The 16,891-nt window shown below is 72.0% G+C and carries 12 protein-coding genes; 7 read left to right on the forward strand and 5 right to left on the reverse strand.

Annotated elements, in window-relative coordinates:
• The first annotated feature begins 85 nt into the window (after positions 1 to 85).
• The 3 genes from F7R91_RS24750 (at position 86) to F7R91_RS24760 (ending at position 3,116) form a co-directional block, all read left to right on the forward strand.
• A complete protein-coding gene (locus tag F7R91_RS24750) occupies positions 86 to 862 on the forward strand; it encodes a lysophospholipid acyltransferase family protein (protein ID WP_150951320.1) in 777 nt (258 codons plus the stop codon).
• Complete coding sequence (locus tag F7R91_RS24755; RefSeq protein WP_150951322.1) at positions 859 to 1,869, forward strand: NAD(P)H-dependent glycerol-3-phosphate dehydrogenase; 1,011 nt, start codon at positions 859 to 861, stop codon at positions 1,867 to 1,869. Before F7R91_RS24750 ends, F7R91_RS24755 begins: the two co-directional genes overlap by 4 nt.
• A gap of 71 nt (positions 1,870 to 1,940) precedes the next feature.
• Positions 1,941 to 3,116, forward strand: a complete 1,176-nt coding sequence (locus F7R91_RS24760) for a D-alanine--D-alanine ligase family protein (RefSeq protein ID WP_150951323.1) — start codon at positions 1,941 to 1,943, stop codon at positions 3,114 to 3,116.
• A gap of 50 nt (positions 3,117 to 3,166) precedes the next feature.
• Here F7R91_RS24760 and F7R91_RS24765 read toward each other — a convergent pair whose 3' ends face one another.
• Positions 3,167 to 3,667: a DUF3515 domain-containing protein gene (locus F7R91_RS24765; RefSeq protein WP_150951325.1), complete on the reverse strand. Its 501-nt coding sequence runs from the start codon at positions 3,665 to 3,667 to the stop codon at positions 3,167 to 3,169.
• A 20-nt stretch (positions 3,668 to 3,687) separates the two neighbouring features.
• Positions 3,688 to 3,921, reverse strand: a complete 234-nt coding sequence (locus F7R91_RS24770) for an Lrp/AsnC family transcriptional regulator (RefSeq protein ID WP_013000441.1) — start codon at positions 3,919 to 3,921, stop codon at positions 3,688 to 3,690.
• A gap of 206 nt (positions 3,922 to 4,127) precedes the next feature.
• Here F7R91_RS24770 and F7R91_RS24775 point away from each other — a divergent pair, with 206 nt between their 5' ends.
• Both F7R91_RS24775 and thiD read left to right on the forward strand, forming a co-directional pair.
• Positions 4,128 to 5,093 (forward strand): thiamine-phosphate kinase, encoded by a 966-nt coding sequence (locus F7R91_RS24775; protein WP_150951327.1) that lies wholly within the window; start codon positions 4,128 to 4,130, stop codon positions 5,091 to 5,093.
• Positions 5,090 to 5,890, forward strand: a complete 801-nt coding sequence (thiD, locus tag F7R91_RS24780; protein ID WP_150951329.1) for a bifunctional hydroxymethylpyrimidine kinase/phosphomethylpyrimidine kinase — start codon at positions 5,090 to 5,092, stop codon at positions 5,888 to 5,890. The genes F7R91_RS24775 and thiD overlap by 4 nt, the downstream gene beginning before the upstream one ends.
• Before the next feature lie 153 nt (positions 5,891 to 6,043).
• Here thiD and rpmB read toward each other — a convergent pair whose 3' ends face one another.
• Positions 6,044 to 6,229, reverse strand: coding sequence for a 50S ribosomal protein L28 (gene rpmB, locus F7R91_RS24785; protein WP_004924906.1), 186 nt, complete (start codon positions 6,227 to 6,229; stop codon positions 6,044 to 6,046).
• 256 nt (positions 6,230 to 6,485) lie between these two features.
• Here rpmB and F7R91_RS24790 point away from each other — a divergent pair, with 256 nt between their 5' ends.
• The gene (locus F7R91_RS24790; RefSeq protein WP_150951331.1) at positions 6,486 to 8,258 is read left to right on the forward strand and encodes a DAK2 domain-containing protein; all 1,773 of its coding nucleotides are present in this window, start codon (positions 6,486 to 6,488) and stop codon (positions 8,256 to 8,258) included.
• A 383-nt stretch (positions 8,259 to 8,641) separates the two neighbouring features.
• On the opposite strand, the gene F7R91_RS24795 is transcribed toward F7R91_RS24790, so the two are convergent.
• Entirely contained in the window at positions 8,642 to 11,587 is a 2,946-nt protein-coding gene (locus F7R91_RS24795; RefSeq protein ID WP_150951333.1) for a tetratricopeptide repeat protein, read from the reverse strand.
• Positions 11,584 to 13,455 (reverse strand): HSP90 family protein, encoded by a 1,872-nt coding sequence (locus F7R91_RS24800; RefSeq protein WP_150951335.1) that lies wholly within the window; start codon positions 13,453 to 13,455, stop codon positions 11,584 to 11,586. Before F7R91_RS24800 ends, F7R91_RS24795 begins: the two co-directional genes overlap by 4 nt.
• 166 nt (positions 13,456 to 13,621) lie before the next feature.
• Between F7R91_RS24800 and F7R91_RS24805 the strand changes: the two genes are divergently transcribed.
• Positions 13,622 to 16,846, forward strand: a complete 3,225-nt coding sequence (locus F7R91_RS24805) for a helicase-related protein (RefSeq protein ID WP_150951337.1) — start codon at positions 13,622 to 13,624, stop codon at positions 16,844 to 16,846.
• The last annotated feature ends 45 nt before the right edge of the window (positions 16,847 to 16,891 follow it).

The raw sequence follows: 16,891 nt of genomic DNA on the forward strand, positions 1-16,891 counted from the left end.
GACCGGGGCGTACGGTGTTCTCGACAGACCGGCGGCCCGGGGTGACACTTGTGCGGCCCCCCAGGCCCTAGAGGAAGGTGTCCGCGTGCCCCGCCGCAGAATCGGGTTCTGGTACCGCTTCGCAGCGGTCCTCTGCAAACCACCGCTGGTGGTTCTGCTCAAGCGGGACTGGCGAGGAATGGAGAACATTCCGGCCGAGGGCGGATTTATCACCGTGGTGAACCACAATTCGCACGTCGATCCCTTCGCGTACGCGCACTATCAGTACAACACCGGCCGTGTTCCGCGATTCCTGGCGAAGAGCGGCCTTTTCAAGAAGGGATTCGTCGGTGCCGCGATGCGCGGCACCGGACAGATCCCCGTCTACCGCGAGAGCACCGACGCGCTCAGCGCGTTCCGCGCCGCGATCGACGCCGTGGAGCGCGGTGAGTGCGTCGCCTTCTACCCCGAGGGCACCCTCACCCGCGACCCGAACGGCTGGCCCATGACCGGCAAGACCGGTGCCGCGCGCGTCGCTCTGCAGACCAAGTGCCCGGTGATCCCGGTCGCCCAGTGGGGCGCCAACGAACTGCTGCCGCCGTACGCCAAGAAGCCCAACCTCCTTCCGCGCAAGACCCACCACGTGCTCGCCGGCCCGCCGGTGGACCTGGACCGGTTCTACGACCAGGAGATGACTCCGGAGCTCCTGAAGGAGGCGACCGAGGTCATCATGGCCGCCATCACCCGCCATCTCGAAAAGATCCGTGGCGAGAGGGCGCCCGAGACGGCGTACGACCCCCGCCGGGAGCGGATCGAGCAGCGCCGCAAGACCCGCGCGCAGACGCAGCCGAAGGCAGGGCAGGAAGAGGGGCGGAGCAAGTGAGCAAGCCGGTCAGGGCGGCCGTCTTCGGGACCGGATCGTGGGGCACCGCGTTCGGCATGGTCCTCGCCGACGCGGGATGCGAGGTGACCCTGTGGGGGCGCCGTCCCGAGCTCGCGGAAGCGGTCAACTCCACACGTACGAACCCGGACTACCTCCCCGGCGTGGAACTCCCGGAGAATCTGCGGGCCACGACGGACGCCGCCGAGGCCGCGCGCGGAGCCGACTTCACCGTCCTTGCGATCCCCTCGCAGACACTGCGCGGGAACCTCGCCGAATGGACCCCGCTGCTCGCGCCGGACACCGTCCTCGTCTCGCTGATGAAGGGCGTCGAACTCGGCTCCGCCATGCGGATGAGCGAGGTGATCGAGGACGTCGCCAAGGTCGGCCGGGACCGTATCGCCGTCGTCACCGGGCCCAACCTCGCCCGTGAGATCGCCGCCCGGATGCCGGCCGCCGCCGTGGTGGCCTGCACCGACGAGGCCGTGGCCCAGCGCCTTCAGTCGGCCTGTCACACGCCGTACTTCCGCCCGTACACCAATACCGACGTGGTGGGCTGCGAACTGGGCGGCGCGGTCAAGAACGTCATCGGTCTCGCCGTAGGAATCGCGGACGGCATGGGACTGGGCGACAATGCCAAGGGCTCGCTCATCACCCGGGGCCTCGCCGAGACCACCCGGCTCGGTCTGGTCATGGGCGCCGACGCGCTCACGTTCTCCGGACTCGCGGGCCTCGGCGACCTGGTGGCGACCTGCTCCTCGCCGCTGTCCCGCAACCACACCTTCGGCACCAACCTCGGCAAGGGCATGACCCTGGAGGAGACCATCGCGGTCACCAGCCAGACCGCCGAGGGCGTCAAGTCCTGTGAGTCGGTGCTGGATCTGGCCCGCCGGCACGGCGTCGACATGCCCATCACCGAGACGGTCGTCGGCATCGTGCACGAGGGCAAGCCGCCCGTGGTCGCCCTCAAGGAGCTGATGTCGCGCAGCGCGAAGCCCGAACGACGCTGAGCGACCACCCCCTTTTGGGCCCTGCGCCCACGCTGACTCGGGGCTCTGCCACCGGGTACTCTCAACGCGATATGAGCACCGAGAACCTCCCCCAGAGCCCCGAGCAGCAGACTCGCAAGCCGCGTGTGGCCGTCGTGTTCGGCGGCCGCAGCTCCGAACACGGGATCTCCGTGGTCACCGCCGGCGCCGTACTGCGCGCCATCGACCGGACGAAGTACGACGTCCTGCCGATCGGCATCACCCAGGACGGCCGCTGGGCGCTCACCGCCGACGAGCCGGACCGCATGGCGATCACCGACCGCCGTACGCCCAGCGTCACCGAGCTCGCCGAGTCGAGCGAGGGCGGTGTGGTGCTCCCCGTCGATCCCGCGAACCGCGAAGTCGTCTACAGCGAGCCCGGATCGGTGCCCAAGGCCCTCGGCGAGGTCGACGTGGTCTTCCCGGTGCTGCACGGCCCGTACGGCGAGGACGGTACCCTCCAGGGCCTCCTGGAGCTCTCCGGCGTCCCGTACGTGGGTTCCGGCGTGCTCGCCTCGGCCGTCGGCCAGGACAAGGAGTACATGAAGCGGGTGTTCACCTCCTTCGGGCTGAAGGTGGGCCCGTACGTGGTGATCCGGCCGCGCGAGTGGCAGCAGTCCGCGCCGAACGGGGACGAAGGTGCCGCCGCCCGCAAGAAGATCGTCGACTTCGCCGGCGAGCACGGCTGGCCGCTCTTCGTGAAGCCCGCGCGCGCGGGTTCGTCGATCGGCATCACCAAGGTCGACGACCTCTCCGGTCTCGACGAGGCGATCGCCGAGGCACAGCGGCACGACCCGAAGATCCTCGTGGAGGCCGCGCTGCGCGGCCGCGAGATCGAGTGCGGGGTGCTGGAGTTCGAGGACGGCCCGCGCGCCTCCGTCCCCGCGGAGATCCCGCCGCCGGACACGCACGCGTACTACGACTTCGAGGCGAAGTACATCGACTCGACCCCTGGCCTCGTCCCGGCCCCGCTGACCCCCGAGGAGACGGCCCGGGTGCAGCAGCTCGCGGTGGATGCCTTCGAGGCGGCCTCCTGCGAGGGCCTGGTCCGCGCGGACTTCTTCCTCACGGAGGACGACGAGTTCGTGATCAACGAAATCAACACGATGCCGGGCTTCACCCCGATCTCGATGTACCCGGCGATGTGGCAGGCGAGCGGGGTGGAGTACGCGGAACTGGTGGACAGGCTCATCCAGGCGGCACTTCGCAGGTCGACGGGACTGCGCTGACCCCGAGCGGCGCGGAGACGAAGGACGACCCGGCGGAGACGAAGGACGGCCTAGTGGGCGATCCCCTTGGGGATCGCCTCCTTGATCGCCGCAGCCAGATCGACGAGCACCCCCGAACTGTCCCGCCCCTGCGGCACCGACACCTCGACATACACGGACCGATTCGCCGTGGTGAACCGGTACGCCCCGTCGTCCCGCTTCTCCATCAGCCAGTCGACCCCGTTCACCCCACCCCCGACCGCATCCGGATCGGACCCCGCGGCGACCTGAGGATCAACCATCTTCCGCGGCTGTACGACACCGCAGCGCAGTATGATCTCCGGGCTTCCCCAGCCCGCGGTCAGCGCGGACGCGGGCTCGGGATCCCGGCGGCCGAGACCGTCGACCTCCCGCGGCAGCACACCGTCCAGATTCCGGCACAGCTTCGCGGCCTTCGCGTCCGGGCTGGGAACCGCGGTCGGCCCGCTGTCGTCTGCTGAGGAGCAGCCTGCGGCGGTGATCAGCAGGACGAACGCGGGCAGACCGTAGGGCCGGTGACGGAAGAAGTTCACCGGCCAAGGGTAGACGGGGGCTACAGATGGACCACAGGGCAGGTCAGGGTGCGGGTGATGCCGTCCACTTGCTGGACCTTCGCGACCACCAAGCGGCCCAGGTCGTCGACGGTGTCGGCCTGGGCGCGCACGATCACGTCGTACGGTCCTGTCACGTCCTCGGCCTGGACGACTCCAGGGATCTTGCTGATCGTTTCGGCGACGGTCGACGCCTTGCCGACCTCCGTCTGGATCAGGATGTACGCCTGTACCACGGAACCTCCAGGGCGGCCACGAGGATCATGTGGGGAAAAGGAACGCCACCGTATCGCGTTGCCGCTCGTCGCGGGGAGACCCGCGGCACCCGGGGCTCCCGCGCCGGGGTGCGGGAACGACAGAAGTTGACGGTCACCTCGACCGTAGCGAGGGCAGAGATGACGCGCGAGCGGGCACGGACAGGGACAGAAGGGGCGTAAGGGCAATGAAGGGCACTGTTGGTGAGCTCGGGGAGTTCGGGCTCATCAGGGAGCTCACCTCCCGTCTCACCACCACCCCGGCGGTCCGGGTCGGTCCCGGCGACGACGCCGCGGTGGTGGCCGCACCCGACCGCAGGGTGGTGGCGAGCACCGACATCCTGCTGGAGGGGCGGCACTTCCGCCGGGACTGGTCCACGGCCTACGACGTGGGGCGCAAGGCGGCCGCGCAGAACCTCGCGGACATCGCCGCCATGGGCGCCGTACCGACCGCCCTGCTGCTCGGCCTGGTGGTCCCCGCCGAACTCCCGGTGGCCTGGCCGACCGAGCTGATGGACGGGCTGCGGGACGAGTGCCAGGTCGCGGGCGCCTCCGTGGTCGGCGGCGACGTCGTGCGCGGCGACACGATCATGGTGTCGATCACCGCGCTCGGCGATCTGCGCAACCACGAGCCCGTGACCCGGGCGGGTGCCCAGCCCGGCGACCTCGTCGCGGTGACCGGCTGGCTGGGCTGGTCCGCCGCCGGGTACGCGGTGCTCTCCCGCGGTTTCCGCTCGCCGCGCGCCTTCGTCGAGGCACACCGGCGCCCCGAGCCGCCGTACCACGCGGGGCCGGCCGCCGCGGGGCTCGGTGCGACCGCGATGTGCGACGTGAGCGACGGACTGATCGCCGACCTCGGGCACATCGCGGAGGCCAGCAAGGTCCGGATCGACATCCGCTCCGGCGCCATAGACATCCCGACCCAGATGAACGACATCGGGCAGGCCGTCGGTGTCGACCCGATGCAGTGGGTCCTCACCGGCGGAGAGGACCACGCGATCGTCGCGACCTTCCCGCCGGACGTGAAGCTGCCGGCCCGCTGGAAGGTCATCGGCGAGGTGCTCAACCCCTCGGCGCTGCCCCAGGTGACCGTCGACGGGGCTCCGTGGACCACGAAGGGCGGCTGGGACCACTTCGGGGAGATCGAGTCATGAGCGCTCCGCCGAGGGTGCTGACGGTCGCGGGCTCCGACTCCGGCGGGGGCGCCGGAATCCAGGCCGACCTGAAGACGATGCTCGCGCTCGGCGTGCACGGCATGAGCGTCGTCACGGCGGTCACCGCGCAGAACTCCCTCGGCGTACAGGGGGCTTGGGAGCTGCCGGCGGAGGCGGTCGTCGCCCAGTACCGCGCCGTCGTGGACGACATCGGCGTACAGGCGGTCAAGACCGGCATGCTCGCCTCGGCCGAACTGGTGGAGGCCGTCGCCGAGTTGATCCGGGGGACGGACGCGCCGGCCGTCGTGGATCCGGTGGGGGTCTCCAAGCACGGGGATCCGCTGCTGGCCGCTTCCGCGCTCGATTCGGTGCGGACGAAGCTGCTGCCGGCCGCGACCGTCGCGACACCGAACCTCGACGAGGTGGCCCAACTGACCGGCGTGCGGGTCGAGTCGGAGGAGCAGTTGCGGGAGGCCGCGGCGGCCGTGCTGGCGTACGGGCCGCGCTGGGTTCTCGTCAAGGGCGGTCATCTGCCCGGTGACGCCGTGGACCTGCTCACCGACGGCGCCGAGGAGCACTGGCTGCGCTCCCCCCGCTACGACAACCGGCACACGCACGGTACGGGCTGCACCCTCGCGTCGGCGATCGCCTCACAGCTCGCCAAGGGGCAGACCGTGCCGGAGGCGGTGGCGGCGGCCAAGGAGTACGTCAGCGGGGCGATCGCGGCCGGGTTCGCCCTCGGCGGGGGGATCGGGCCCGTGGACCACGGCTGGGCCCTCGGAAGGGGGTCCCACTAGTCCGGCGGCTCACGGCCGCGGGTAGGGCTGGGTGCGGCCGGGTGCAGCCCCGTGTACGGCCCGGGTACGGCCGGGGACGGCAAAAAGCCGGTCCACCCGAGGTGGACCGGCTCAGTGCAGCGAACCAGCAGTGGCCGCGCGCTTAGCTGTGCGTCAGCGCGAGACCTTGCCGGCCTTGATGCACGAGGTGCAAGCGTTCACGCGCTTCGGCGTCCCGCCGACCACGGTACGCACACGCTGGATGTTCGGGTTCCAGCGGCGGGGCGTACGGCGGTGCGAGTGCGAGATGTTGTTGCCGAAGCCCGGCCCCTTGCCGCAGACGTCGCAGTTGGCAGCCACGGGTCACTCCAAAGACTTCAGATGCACTTACGGTTGATCCCGGCATGCCGGGATCAAGATCGAGAATCCACGATCCGAGTGGCGTTGCCAGGGGGAGAGCCCGATCTGGATCGGGCAACCGGAGCAGCATACAACGACTCCTCCAGTGCAACGAAACTACCATGGCTGCTCAGGGGCCCGCTCCAGGCCCTCTTCCGGCCGACACCGCCCCGGGGTCTACGCTGCGTCCCACGGCCGGCAGCTCAAGGAGGCGCAGGTGGCGCAGGTGCCGCAGACATTCTTCGATGCTCTCGCGGTGCGCACCTGGTGCGGCCTCGCGCTCGAGGCGCTGGGACGCGCGCGTGAGGAGATCGACGCGATCAACGTCTACCCCGTCGCGGACGGGGACACCGGCACGAACCTGTACCTGACCGTGGAGTCGGCCTTCACTGCCGTCGAGGCGGTGTTCGCGGGGTACGAGGTCGTCGCCGGCGTGGTCGTCTCCGAGGCGGTGTCCGGGGAGCGCTGCGACGGCGCGGCGGCGCCGGGCGGCGAACCGTCGCTGTCCGACGCCGTCAGGGCGATGGCCCACGGAGCGCTCATAGGGGCGCGCGGCAACTCCGGGACGATCCTCGCGCAGCTGCTGCGGGGCATGGCGCAGGTCTTCGCCGCCGACGGTGAGGCCGCTCACACCGACGGACGGGGCCTCAGGCTCGCCCTGCGCCACGCCGCCGACGCCGCCCGGCAGGCCGTGGCCCACCCCGTCGAGGGCACGGTCCTCACGGTGGCGTCCGCCGCCGCCGACGCGGCCACCGGGGCCGAGGGGGACTGCGGGACGGTCGCGCGCGCGGCCTACGAGGGGGCCCGCGCGGCCCTCGCCGCCACCCCGGGTCAGCTGGCCGTCCTGGAGCGCGCCGGAGTGGTCGACGCGGGCGGCCGGGGGCTGGTGGCGGTGCTGGCGGCGCTGGTGGAGACGCTGACGGGGGAGGCGGCGGTGCTCGCCGGGGTACCGCACGTGCACGGCCTCCGCCACGAGGCCGGGGCGTCCCACGCGCGCGTGGACGCGACCTCGGGGGAGGCCGGCTCCCGTGACTGCGCGGACGGCCCCACCGCCCCCGAGGCGGGCGGCCCCGCCTTCGAGGTGATCTATCTCCTGGAGGCCGACGCCGCCGCCGTCGACCGGCTGCGGGCGCGGCTCGACGCCCTTGGGGACTCGCTCGTCGTGGTCGGCGGCGACGGGCTGTGGAACGTCCATGTGCACGTCGACGACGCCGGCGCCGCGGTGGAGGCCGGCGTCGAGGCGGGACGGCCGTACCGGATCCGGATCACGCACTTCGGCGCGGGCGATGTGCACACCACCGGTGCCGAGCGGCCCCCGCGCGAGCGCGCTCAGCGTGCCGTGGTGGCTGTGGTGCCCGGCGAGGGCCTCGCCGGGCTCTACACCGAGGCGGGGGCGACCACCGTCCTCGCACGGCCTGGGGAGGCCCCGGCGAGCGGGGAGCTCGTCGAGGCCGTACGGCGGGCCCACGCGCGCGAGGTGGTGCTGCTGCCCAACGACGCCGACCTGCGGCACACCGCGGCAGCGGCGGCCGAGCAGGCCCGTACGGAGGGCATCCGCGTCGCGCTGATCCCGACGCGCTCCGCGGTACAGGGGATCGCGGCGCTCGCCGTGCACGCGCCGGAGCGCCGCTTCGACGAGGACGTGGTGGCGATGACCTCGGCCGCGGGCGCCACCCGCTACGCCGAGGTCCTCGTCGCGGAACGCGAGTCCTGGACCATGGCCGGCATCTGCCAGGCCGGCGACGTGCTGGGCCTCATCGAGGGCGATGTGGCCGTGATCGGGTCGGACGTCACCGCCATCGCGGAGACCGTCCTCGACCGCATGCTCTCGGCGGGCGGCGAGCTGGTCACCCTCGTCCTCGGCGACGAGGCCCCCGAGCCGATCGCCGACCACCTCGAAGCCCGCGTCCGCGAGTCGTACCTCGCCGTCGACACGATGGTGTACCGGGGCGGCCGCCAGGGGGCCCTGCTGCTGATCGGCGTGGAGTAGACCCCGACCCCGGCGCCGCGTCCGCCCGCGGCGCTACTCCACCACCTCCACCACCTCGTCGAGCAGTTGCCGTGGCTTGGCTCGCCGGGTCTGTGGGGCCTCTTTGTCGGTGTGAGTCTCCGTTGCTGCGCGCGTGCGTGTGCTTGGCGGGTTCGGCGGGGCGGGTGGCATGCCCCGCTGCTCTGTGGCGTCGCGAGGACCCATGTCATCGGTCGGCCGCGTGCTGCGTCACGTCGTCGAGCAGTTGCCGTGGCTTGGCTCGCCGGGTCTGTGCGGCCTCCTTGGCGGTGCGGGCCTCCGTTGGTGCGCACGCGTGTGTGCCTGGTGGCTTCGGCGGGGCGGGTGGCATGCCCCGCTGGTCATCGAGGCCGCGCGGACCCATGTCACTGGTCCGCCGCCTGCTGCGTCACGTCGTCGAGCAGCTGCCGTGCCTCGGCTCGCCGGGTCTGTGCCGCCTCGTCGTCGGTGTCGGCGTACGCCTCCAGCACCGTACGCGCGCGTGTGGCCGCCCCGGTGGGGCGGCCGAGGTCCGCCTCCAGCCGGGCCGCGGCGAGCTCGGCGGCGGTTCGGCTGTTGCGGGCGTCCGCCCCGAGGGACGCGAATACCCCGATCGCCTCCGTCGTCCGGGACAGGGCCTCCTCCAGCGCCGCGCGGATCGCCTCGTCCTCCGTCTCCTCGGGGGCCGAGCGGATGAGCAGATCGCCGAACTGGCGGTGTGTGTGTCCGAGCTCGGTGGCCAGCAGGTGCCGCGCCTCCTCGTCGTCCGCTGCGGCCAGTGCCGTCTCGCACTCCCGGACCGCTCCCGCCATCAGCTCCCGTGCCGCGGCGGGCCCGTCCCCCGTGCTCAGCGCGAGCCACGCGCGGGCGCGCAGCGACCGGACGAGGCCGTGGACGTCGCCGAGCGAGCGCCACAGCTCGCCCGCGCGCGTGTAGGCCCGGTCCGCCTCTTCGGGCAGCCCCGCATGCCCGAGGGACTCGGCGGCGAGATGGGCGAGCGTCGCGTGGTCCTGCTGTTCGGGCCAGTGCCGGGCGGTCTCGGCGGCCTGCAGCCTGCGCTCGGCGGCCGCGCGGTGCTCGCCGAGCTCGCTCAGGCAGTCGCCGAGCCACCACTGCGTCTGGACGATCGCGCCGTCGCCGTGCGTCTCGGCGGTCAGGTCGGGCAGCGCCGACTCCAGTACCTCCGCGGCCTCGGCCCACCGCCCCTGCCGCAGCAGGAAGCCGCCGAGCTGGTGCCGCGCCCAGGCGCCGAGCGTGGGCCCCTCTCCGGCCTCGTCGGCCCAGTGGGCGGCCTCCAGGGCGTGCTCGGTGGCCTCCTCGGACCGGCCCCGGCCGCCGACGACCTCGGCGAGCTGCAAGTGCAGTTGTGCCCGTCCCGTCGCCTCCAGCTGCGGCCCCCCGTGCTCAAGGGCCGCCCGCAGCGCCCGCTCCGCCTCGGCGATGTCGCCGAGATGATGCGCGAGCCCGGCCAGCCGGGCCTCGTACTCCACCGCGAACCACGGCAGCCCCGCGCCGACGAACGCCGCCGCCGCCCGCGCGAACAGCTCCGCCGCCGTCTCCAATGCCCCGTCGCGCACCGCCAGATCCGCGAGCATCGCCTGCGCCTCGGCGGCCCGGGCGGCGAGCCGTACGTCGTCCCCGACGTGGCCCTCCACCAGGGCCAGCACCTCGCGCACGGCCGACTCGGCGTCCGCAAGGACGGCCTCGTCGTCGGTGTCGTCGGTGTCATTGGAGTAGGCGGCCTCGTGCACCCGCCGCATCAGGATCCGCGCCCGGCTCATCAGCACGGACGCGGTCTGCCGTACGCCCGTGCCGTCCTCGGCGTAGAGCGCCAGGACGCTGTCGTAGGGCTCGGCCACGGCCGCCAGCGCCTCGTCCACCCGCCCCGCCAGTGCGCGTATGTACGCCGCACGCGTGCGTGCCGCCAGGGACTCACCGGGGTCGCCCGCCTCCGCGTACAGCTCGGCGGCACGCTCGAACAGCTCGATGCCCTCGGGGCCGCGGTCCATCGCGGCGTGGTCGGCGATCTCCGCCCGAACGCGCGCGTCGAGCTCGACGCCCTCCGCCGCCCGGGCGACCGCCGCCCACGCCTCGACGGCGTTCGGCCGGAGCGTGTCCGACAGCCGGCGTGCCTCGGCGAGCAGCGCGGCCAGATCCGCTTCGTCCGCCGTGGCCACGGCGGCGGGAACGGCCACGGGAGGAGGCGAGGCGGCCGTCCGCGCCGATCGCACCCCCAGCGGCAGCCGCTCCGCGAGCGGCCGCTGTCCCATCCGCGCGCGGGTCCGCTCACTGATGTGCGACGTGCCGTTGCGCTCGTCGAAGCGGGCCGCCAGCGCGAGCGCCTCCGCGCGCGCGTGGGCGGCGAGTTCCCGCGCGGTCCACGCCCGGCCGGCCGGACCGGGCACCTGCCGGTCGACCGGCCCCAGCTCGGTCAGCCGGTCCATGAGCAGGGCCGTCACGGCCATGAACTCCAGCTTGCTGTGCGGATTGCCGTCGTCCGTGAAGTACGCCGGCCGCTCCGCGAGCAGCTCCAGACCGCGCGCCTCGTTGCCGGTCAGCGCACAGAACTCGACATGGTCCGCGTACGCGCCGCGCATGCTCTCCATGGCCCGTACGAGCCGGAAGCCCCGCAGATGGCTGGCGCGTGCCTCGTCGGCGCGGCCCAGCCGCAGCAGGGGAAGCAGCGAGGCCGCGAGCACGGTGTGCGGTTCATGGGCGCAGCTGAACTCGCCCTCCAGGACCGGCCGCCACCGTGCGAGCGCCTCGGTGTCCCGCCCGCGCTCCGCCTGCCACCAGCCCTGCCCGTGCAGCTCGCACGCGTGGCAGTCGGCCATGCCGTCCCGGTCGGCGGCCAGCCAGGCGCCGTACGCCCGCTCCGCCCGGTCGATGTCCCCGACATGGGCGGCCACGCTGAACTCGGCGCTGCGCACGGCCCGTTCGGAGTGCCCGGCGAGCCGGTAACGGTGCTCCATCTCGCCGAGCCACTTCTCGATGGAGGCGAGCGGCACATGCGGCTGGTCCAGCATGCCCGAGGACATCCACTTGAAGACCCAGTGCAGCGAGTGCACCTCGTACTCGTCGAAGTCCTCGGGCCGCTCGTCCCACAGGCGCAGCAGGCGCGCGAAGGGGACGAACATCTTGTCCTTCTCGGAGCTGTAGTTGTAGACCTTCAGCTGGTGTCCGAGCGCCTCGATCACCGCCAGCGGGATGTCCAGCCGCTCGGCCTCGGCGAGCAGTTGCTCCGCCCGCGCGTTGCGGGCCGGACCCTCCGGCTGCTCCGAGTTCTCCCCCATCGCCCGGCGCAGCGCGTCGAAGTCGGTGATCCCGCTCATCGGCGGTCGTCCTCCCGGGAGTCGGGGTCGCTGTGGGTGGCCCATTCCAGAAGGCCGAGGAACGCCCGGTTCAGCAGCGCGGAGTCGGACGGGCGCAGCGGGCGCTGCGCCATCAGCAGGGCCTGCCCGTACAGGGACTCCGTGGCGGTGCCGATCAGCTCCGGGTCGCCGAGTGAACTGATCCGCCGGATCAGCGGGTTGAGATGGTTGAGCACCAGACGCGCGCGCGGGGCGCTGCCGCGCAGTGAGCCGAGGATGCCCGCCCACAGGTCGTCGGCCTGCTCCTCGGCCTCGGCGCGGGCCTGTTCGTGCCGGGCCGCCCGGTCGTCCAGATGCAGCGCGGGCACGGACAGCGGGTGGAAGGCCCGCAGGACGACATCGCAGCCCAGTGGGTCGAGCTTCGCCCGCGCGGCCGCCAGGAAGCCGGACAGGGCCAGCTCCTCGGCCGGGTCGACCGCGTCCAGGTGCGCGGTCACGGTGTCGGAGTCCAGCTCGGCGACCACGGTGCCGGGCCGCACCGACGGCAGCGCCTCGACCAGTTCGCTGTCGTAGGTGTAACCGCCGTTGATGACGCCGACTCCCTGCGCGGAGGCGATCGGCGCGACCTGCCGGTACTCCTCGACCGTCCGCGTGAAGTGCACCACCGGGTGCCGCTGCGCGAACTCCTCCAGGGACAGCCGCCCGTCGGTCGTCTCGAAGGGGAGCCACGGCAGCATCGTGCGCAGCATCTCCCGGTCGTGCCGCGCGAGGGACTTCACGCCCAGGTAGTGCACATGGAGGAAGGCCGCCAGCCGTTCCGGATCGCCCGCCGCGAGCCCGGTCAGCCACGAGCGAATCCTTTCGCCCAGTGCCTCCCGCACACCGGCCAGCATCTCGTCCTCGTACAGCGACTCGCGCGAGGCCGTGGGCCGCAGACTGTCCGTGTCGAGGACACAGCGCACGAAGAACGCCCAGTCGGGCAGCAGCTGTTCGGCCCGCTCGGTCAGCAGCATGCCCTTGAGATGGACGCGATGACCCGCGCGCTGGGCCGGACTCACCGCCGACGGCAGGACGTACGCCACCCCACGGATCCCCGCGAGCGGAACGTCCAGGTCGATCGTGTCCAGCGGAGCGAAACCGAACAGGTCGTGGCAGTGGCGCGCCAGGGCCACCCGCCGCGTGGCGGGGCTCGGATACGGCCGGTCCCAGGGCGCGGGCAGGTCGGTGACCGCCTCCTCGCCGACGCTCACGTCGTACGGCAGCAGCGACCCGAAGTCCCGGGCCAGCGCGAGGACACGCTCCCCGGACAGCCACTCCCCGGCCCCGGCCCGCGCCACCAGGTGCACCGTGGTGCCCGGTTCGGGCCGGGCCTCGTCCGGCAGGGTCCGCACGGTGTACGAACCGTCGTCCGTCGCCGTCCACTCCACGGGCGCCGCACTGGGCGTGCGCGCGCTGCGGCTGACGACCCGGATCCGCTGGGCCACCACGAAGCAGGCCAGCAGCCCGATGCCGAACTGCCCCAGGAAGTCGGAGCGGACCTCCTGAAGGCCGTCGGCGCGCTTGGAGCTTCGCCCGATGGTCGCCAGCAGGCTGTGCACGTCCGACTCGGTGAGACCGATGCCCGAGTCCTCGACGCGCAGGGATCTGCCCGCGCCGCCCACGCCCTCCTCGACGTGCAGCCGCACCCGCGCCGGGGCGTCGGGCTGCTCGGCCCGCCGGGCGGTGATGGCGTCCACCGCGTTCTGCAGCAGCTCGCGCAGATAGACCTTGGGACTGGAGTACAGATGGTGGGAGAGCAGGTCCACCAGGCCACGCAGATCGACCTGGAACGTATGGGGTGACTGGGGTGACTGGGATGCCTGGGATGACTGTGAGGTCTGGGAATCCATCGTGGCGGCGCCGGTGGGGGGACGGGGGACGGCGCGGGGTCGGGCGGTCCCATGTGAGGTGGTGACCGCGGGGATGGCCTGAGGCGCGTCATCCTATGGCCCCAACGAGCCGTCTGACCAGGGGTTTCCCGGTATGTATACGGCAATGTCAGTGTCGTGGTGTGCAATGGATCTCGTGCCCGCACTGGAAGAACCACTGAAGAAGGTGCTCGGCCCCGCCACCGCGAAGGTGATGGCCGAGCACCTCGGCCTGCACTCCGTCGGCGACCTCCTGCACCACTACCCGCGCAGATACGAGGAGCGCGGTCAGCTCACCCACCTCGCCGACCTCCCGATGGACGAGCACGTCACGGTGGTCGCCCAGGTCGCCGACGCCCGCCTGCACAGCTTCGCCTCCGCCAAGGCCCCCCGGGGCAAGGGCCAGCGCCTCGAAGTGACCATCACGGACGGCAGCGGCCGGCTCCAACTGGTTTTCTTCGGCAACGGCGTTCACAAACCCCACAAGGAGCTCCTGCCGGGCACACGCGCGATGTTCGCGGGCAAGGTCTCCGTCTTCAACCGCCGCCTCCAACTGGCCCACCCGGCCTACGAATTGCTGAGAGGCACCGCACAGGACGCGGAGGACACCGTCGAGAACTGGGCCGGTGCCCTGATCCCCATCTACCCCGCCACCGCCAAACTGGAGTCCTGGAAGATCGGCAAAGCGGTCCAGACGGTGCTGCCGAGCGCCCAGGAGGCCGTCGACCCCCTCCCGGACCCCCTCCGCGCGGGCCGTGGCCTGGTCTCGCTCCCCGAGGCCCTCCTCAAGATCCACCGCCCGCACACCAAGGCGGACATCGACGACGCCCGCTCCCGCCTCAAGTGGGACGAGGCCTTCGTCCTCCAGGTGGCCCTGGCCCGGCGCCGCCACGCCGACGCCCAACTCCCCGCGGTCGCACGCAGACCCAGGCCGGGCGGCCTCCTCACCGCCTTCGACGACCGACTCCCCTTCACCCTCACCGAGGGCCAGCGCAAGGTCTCCAAGGAGATCTTCGACGACCTCGCCACGGAACATCCGATGCACCGCCTGCTCCAGGGGGAGGTGGGTTCGGGCAAGGCCCAGCCTCTCGACTCGCTCGTGCTCACACCGGCCGGCTTCCGTCGCATGGGGGACCTGAGCGTGAGGGACGAAGTTGTGGTGCCGGACGGGGAGGTCGCGCTGATCGACGGTGTCTTCCCCCAGGGAGAGCGTGATGTCTGGCGGCTCGTCCTGTCGGACGGGAGCTCGGTCGAGTGCGACGACGAGCATCTCTGGATCGTGGGCACGAGGCGCGGGTGGCACCGCGGCGAGGCGCCCAAGATCATGACCACCCGGGAGATTCGCCTCGACACCTTCGACGCCGACGGATCGTCGAAGTGGTATCTCCCGGCGGCCACCGCGGTCGATCTCGGAGACGACTCCGGGCTTCCGTTCGATCCGTATCTGCTGGGCCTCCTCCTGGGGGAGGGCTCGTTCCGGCACCACGTGCGCCTGTCCGCGATCGACGACGAGATCCACGACTTCGTGGCGACGGCCGTGGCGCCTGAATGCCGCCTGGTCCCGGTGCCCGGTTCGCGGTGTGACGTCACGATCCAGCCGACACAGCACGCCCATGGCGTCCGGAATCCTGTGATCCAGATCCTGCGTGACATGAATCTCTGGGGGGTGGCGCCTCACGGCACCTGCATTCCCGACAAGTTCAAGAACACCTCGATCAAGAACCGTCTCGCTCTGCTGCAAGGGCTCCTGGACACTGCCGGCACGGTCCATCGGGACGGTTTCAGCGTCTCGTTCCGCTCAGCCTCGAGACGGCTCGCGGACGATGTCGCCTGGCTGGTGCGTTCGCTCGGCGGCCGGGCGCGGGTTCTGCCGAAGAAAGCCGCCTTCAGCGTTTCGGTGACCCTGCCTCACGAGTACGCCCCCTTCAGACTCACCCCCAAGGCAGAACGGGTCCGTCCACGGCCGAAGGACCACACCGTCCGGCGCGGAATCCGGGCAGTCGAATACGTGGGGCGAAAGCCCGTCCAGTGCATCAGCGTCGCCCACCCGAGTCATGCCTACGTCACCGACAACTTCACGGTGACCCACAACACGATGGTGGCCCTGCGCGCGATGCTCGCCGTGGTCGACGCCGACGGGCAGGCCGCCCTGCTCGCGCCCACCGAAGTGCTCGCCCAGCAGCATCACCGGTCGGTGGTGGAGATGATGGGGGAGCTGGCCGAGGGCGGGATGCTCGGCGGGGCCGAGCACGCGACCAAGGTCGTCCTGCTCACCGGGTCCATGGGGGCCGCCGCCCGCCGTCGGGCGCTGCTCGATCTCGCCACCGGGGAGGCCGGGATCGTGATCGGCACGCACGCGCTGATCGAGGACAAGGTGCAGTTCCACGACCTCGGGCTCGTCGTGGTCGACGAACAGCACCGCTTCGGCGTCGAGCAGCGCGACGCCCTGCGCGGCAAGGGCAAGCAGCCGCCGCATCTGCTCGTCATGACGGCCACGCCCATTCCTCGGACGGTCGCCATGACCGTGTTCGGCGACCTGGAGACCTCGGTACTCGACCAGCTGCCGGCCGGCCGCTCCCCGATCGCCAGCCATGTCGTCCCGGCCGCCGACAAGCCCCACTTCCTGTCCCGTGCCTGGGAGCGGGTGCGCGAGGAGGCCGGCAACGGCCATCAGGCGTACGTCGTCTGCCCGCGCATCGGGGACGACGAGGACGACCCCAAGAAGGCCGGGAAGTCCCCCGAGGACGAGGCCGAGAAGCGGCCCCCGCTCGCCGTCCTCGACATGGCCGACCAGCTGGCCGGGGGACCGCTGCAGGGCCTGAAGGTCGAGGTCCTGCACGGCCGGATGCACCCGGACGACAAGGACGCGGTCATGCGCCGCTTCGCCGCCGGCGAGACAGACGTCCTGGTCGCCACGACGGTCATCGAGGTCGGCGTCAACGTTCCCAACGCCACCGTCATGGTGATCATGGACGCCGACCGCTTCGGGGTCTCCCAGCTGCACCAGCTCCGCGGCCGCGTGGGCCGGGGCTCGGCCGCGGGCCTGTGCCTCCTGGTCACCGAGATGCCCGAGGCGAGCGCGGCCCGACAGCGCCTGAACGCGGTGGCGGCGACCCTGGACGGCTTCGAACTCTCCCGCATCGACCTGGAACAACGCCGCGAGGGCGACGTCCTCGGCCAGGCCCAGTCGGGCGCCCGCACCAGCCTGCGGGTCCTGGCGGTCATCGAGGACGAGGAGATCATCGCGGAGGCGAGGGAGGAAGCGGTGAGGCTGGTGGCCTCCGACCCGGAGCTGACGGAACTCCCCGGCCTGCGCACGGCCCTGGACGCCCTCTTGGACGAGGAAAGGGAGCAGTACCTGGAAAAGGGATGAACGGGAGCCACCCGGGGGCACGGGGCCGCACCGGACATGCGGCTA

Origin of the sequence: Streptomyces luteolifulvus (assembly GCF_008806595.1) — a bacterium.
GTDB lineage: Bacteria > Actinomycetota > Actinomycetes > Streptomycetales > Streptomycetaceae > Streptomyces > Streptomyces luteolifulvus.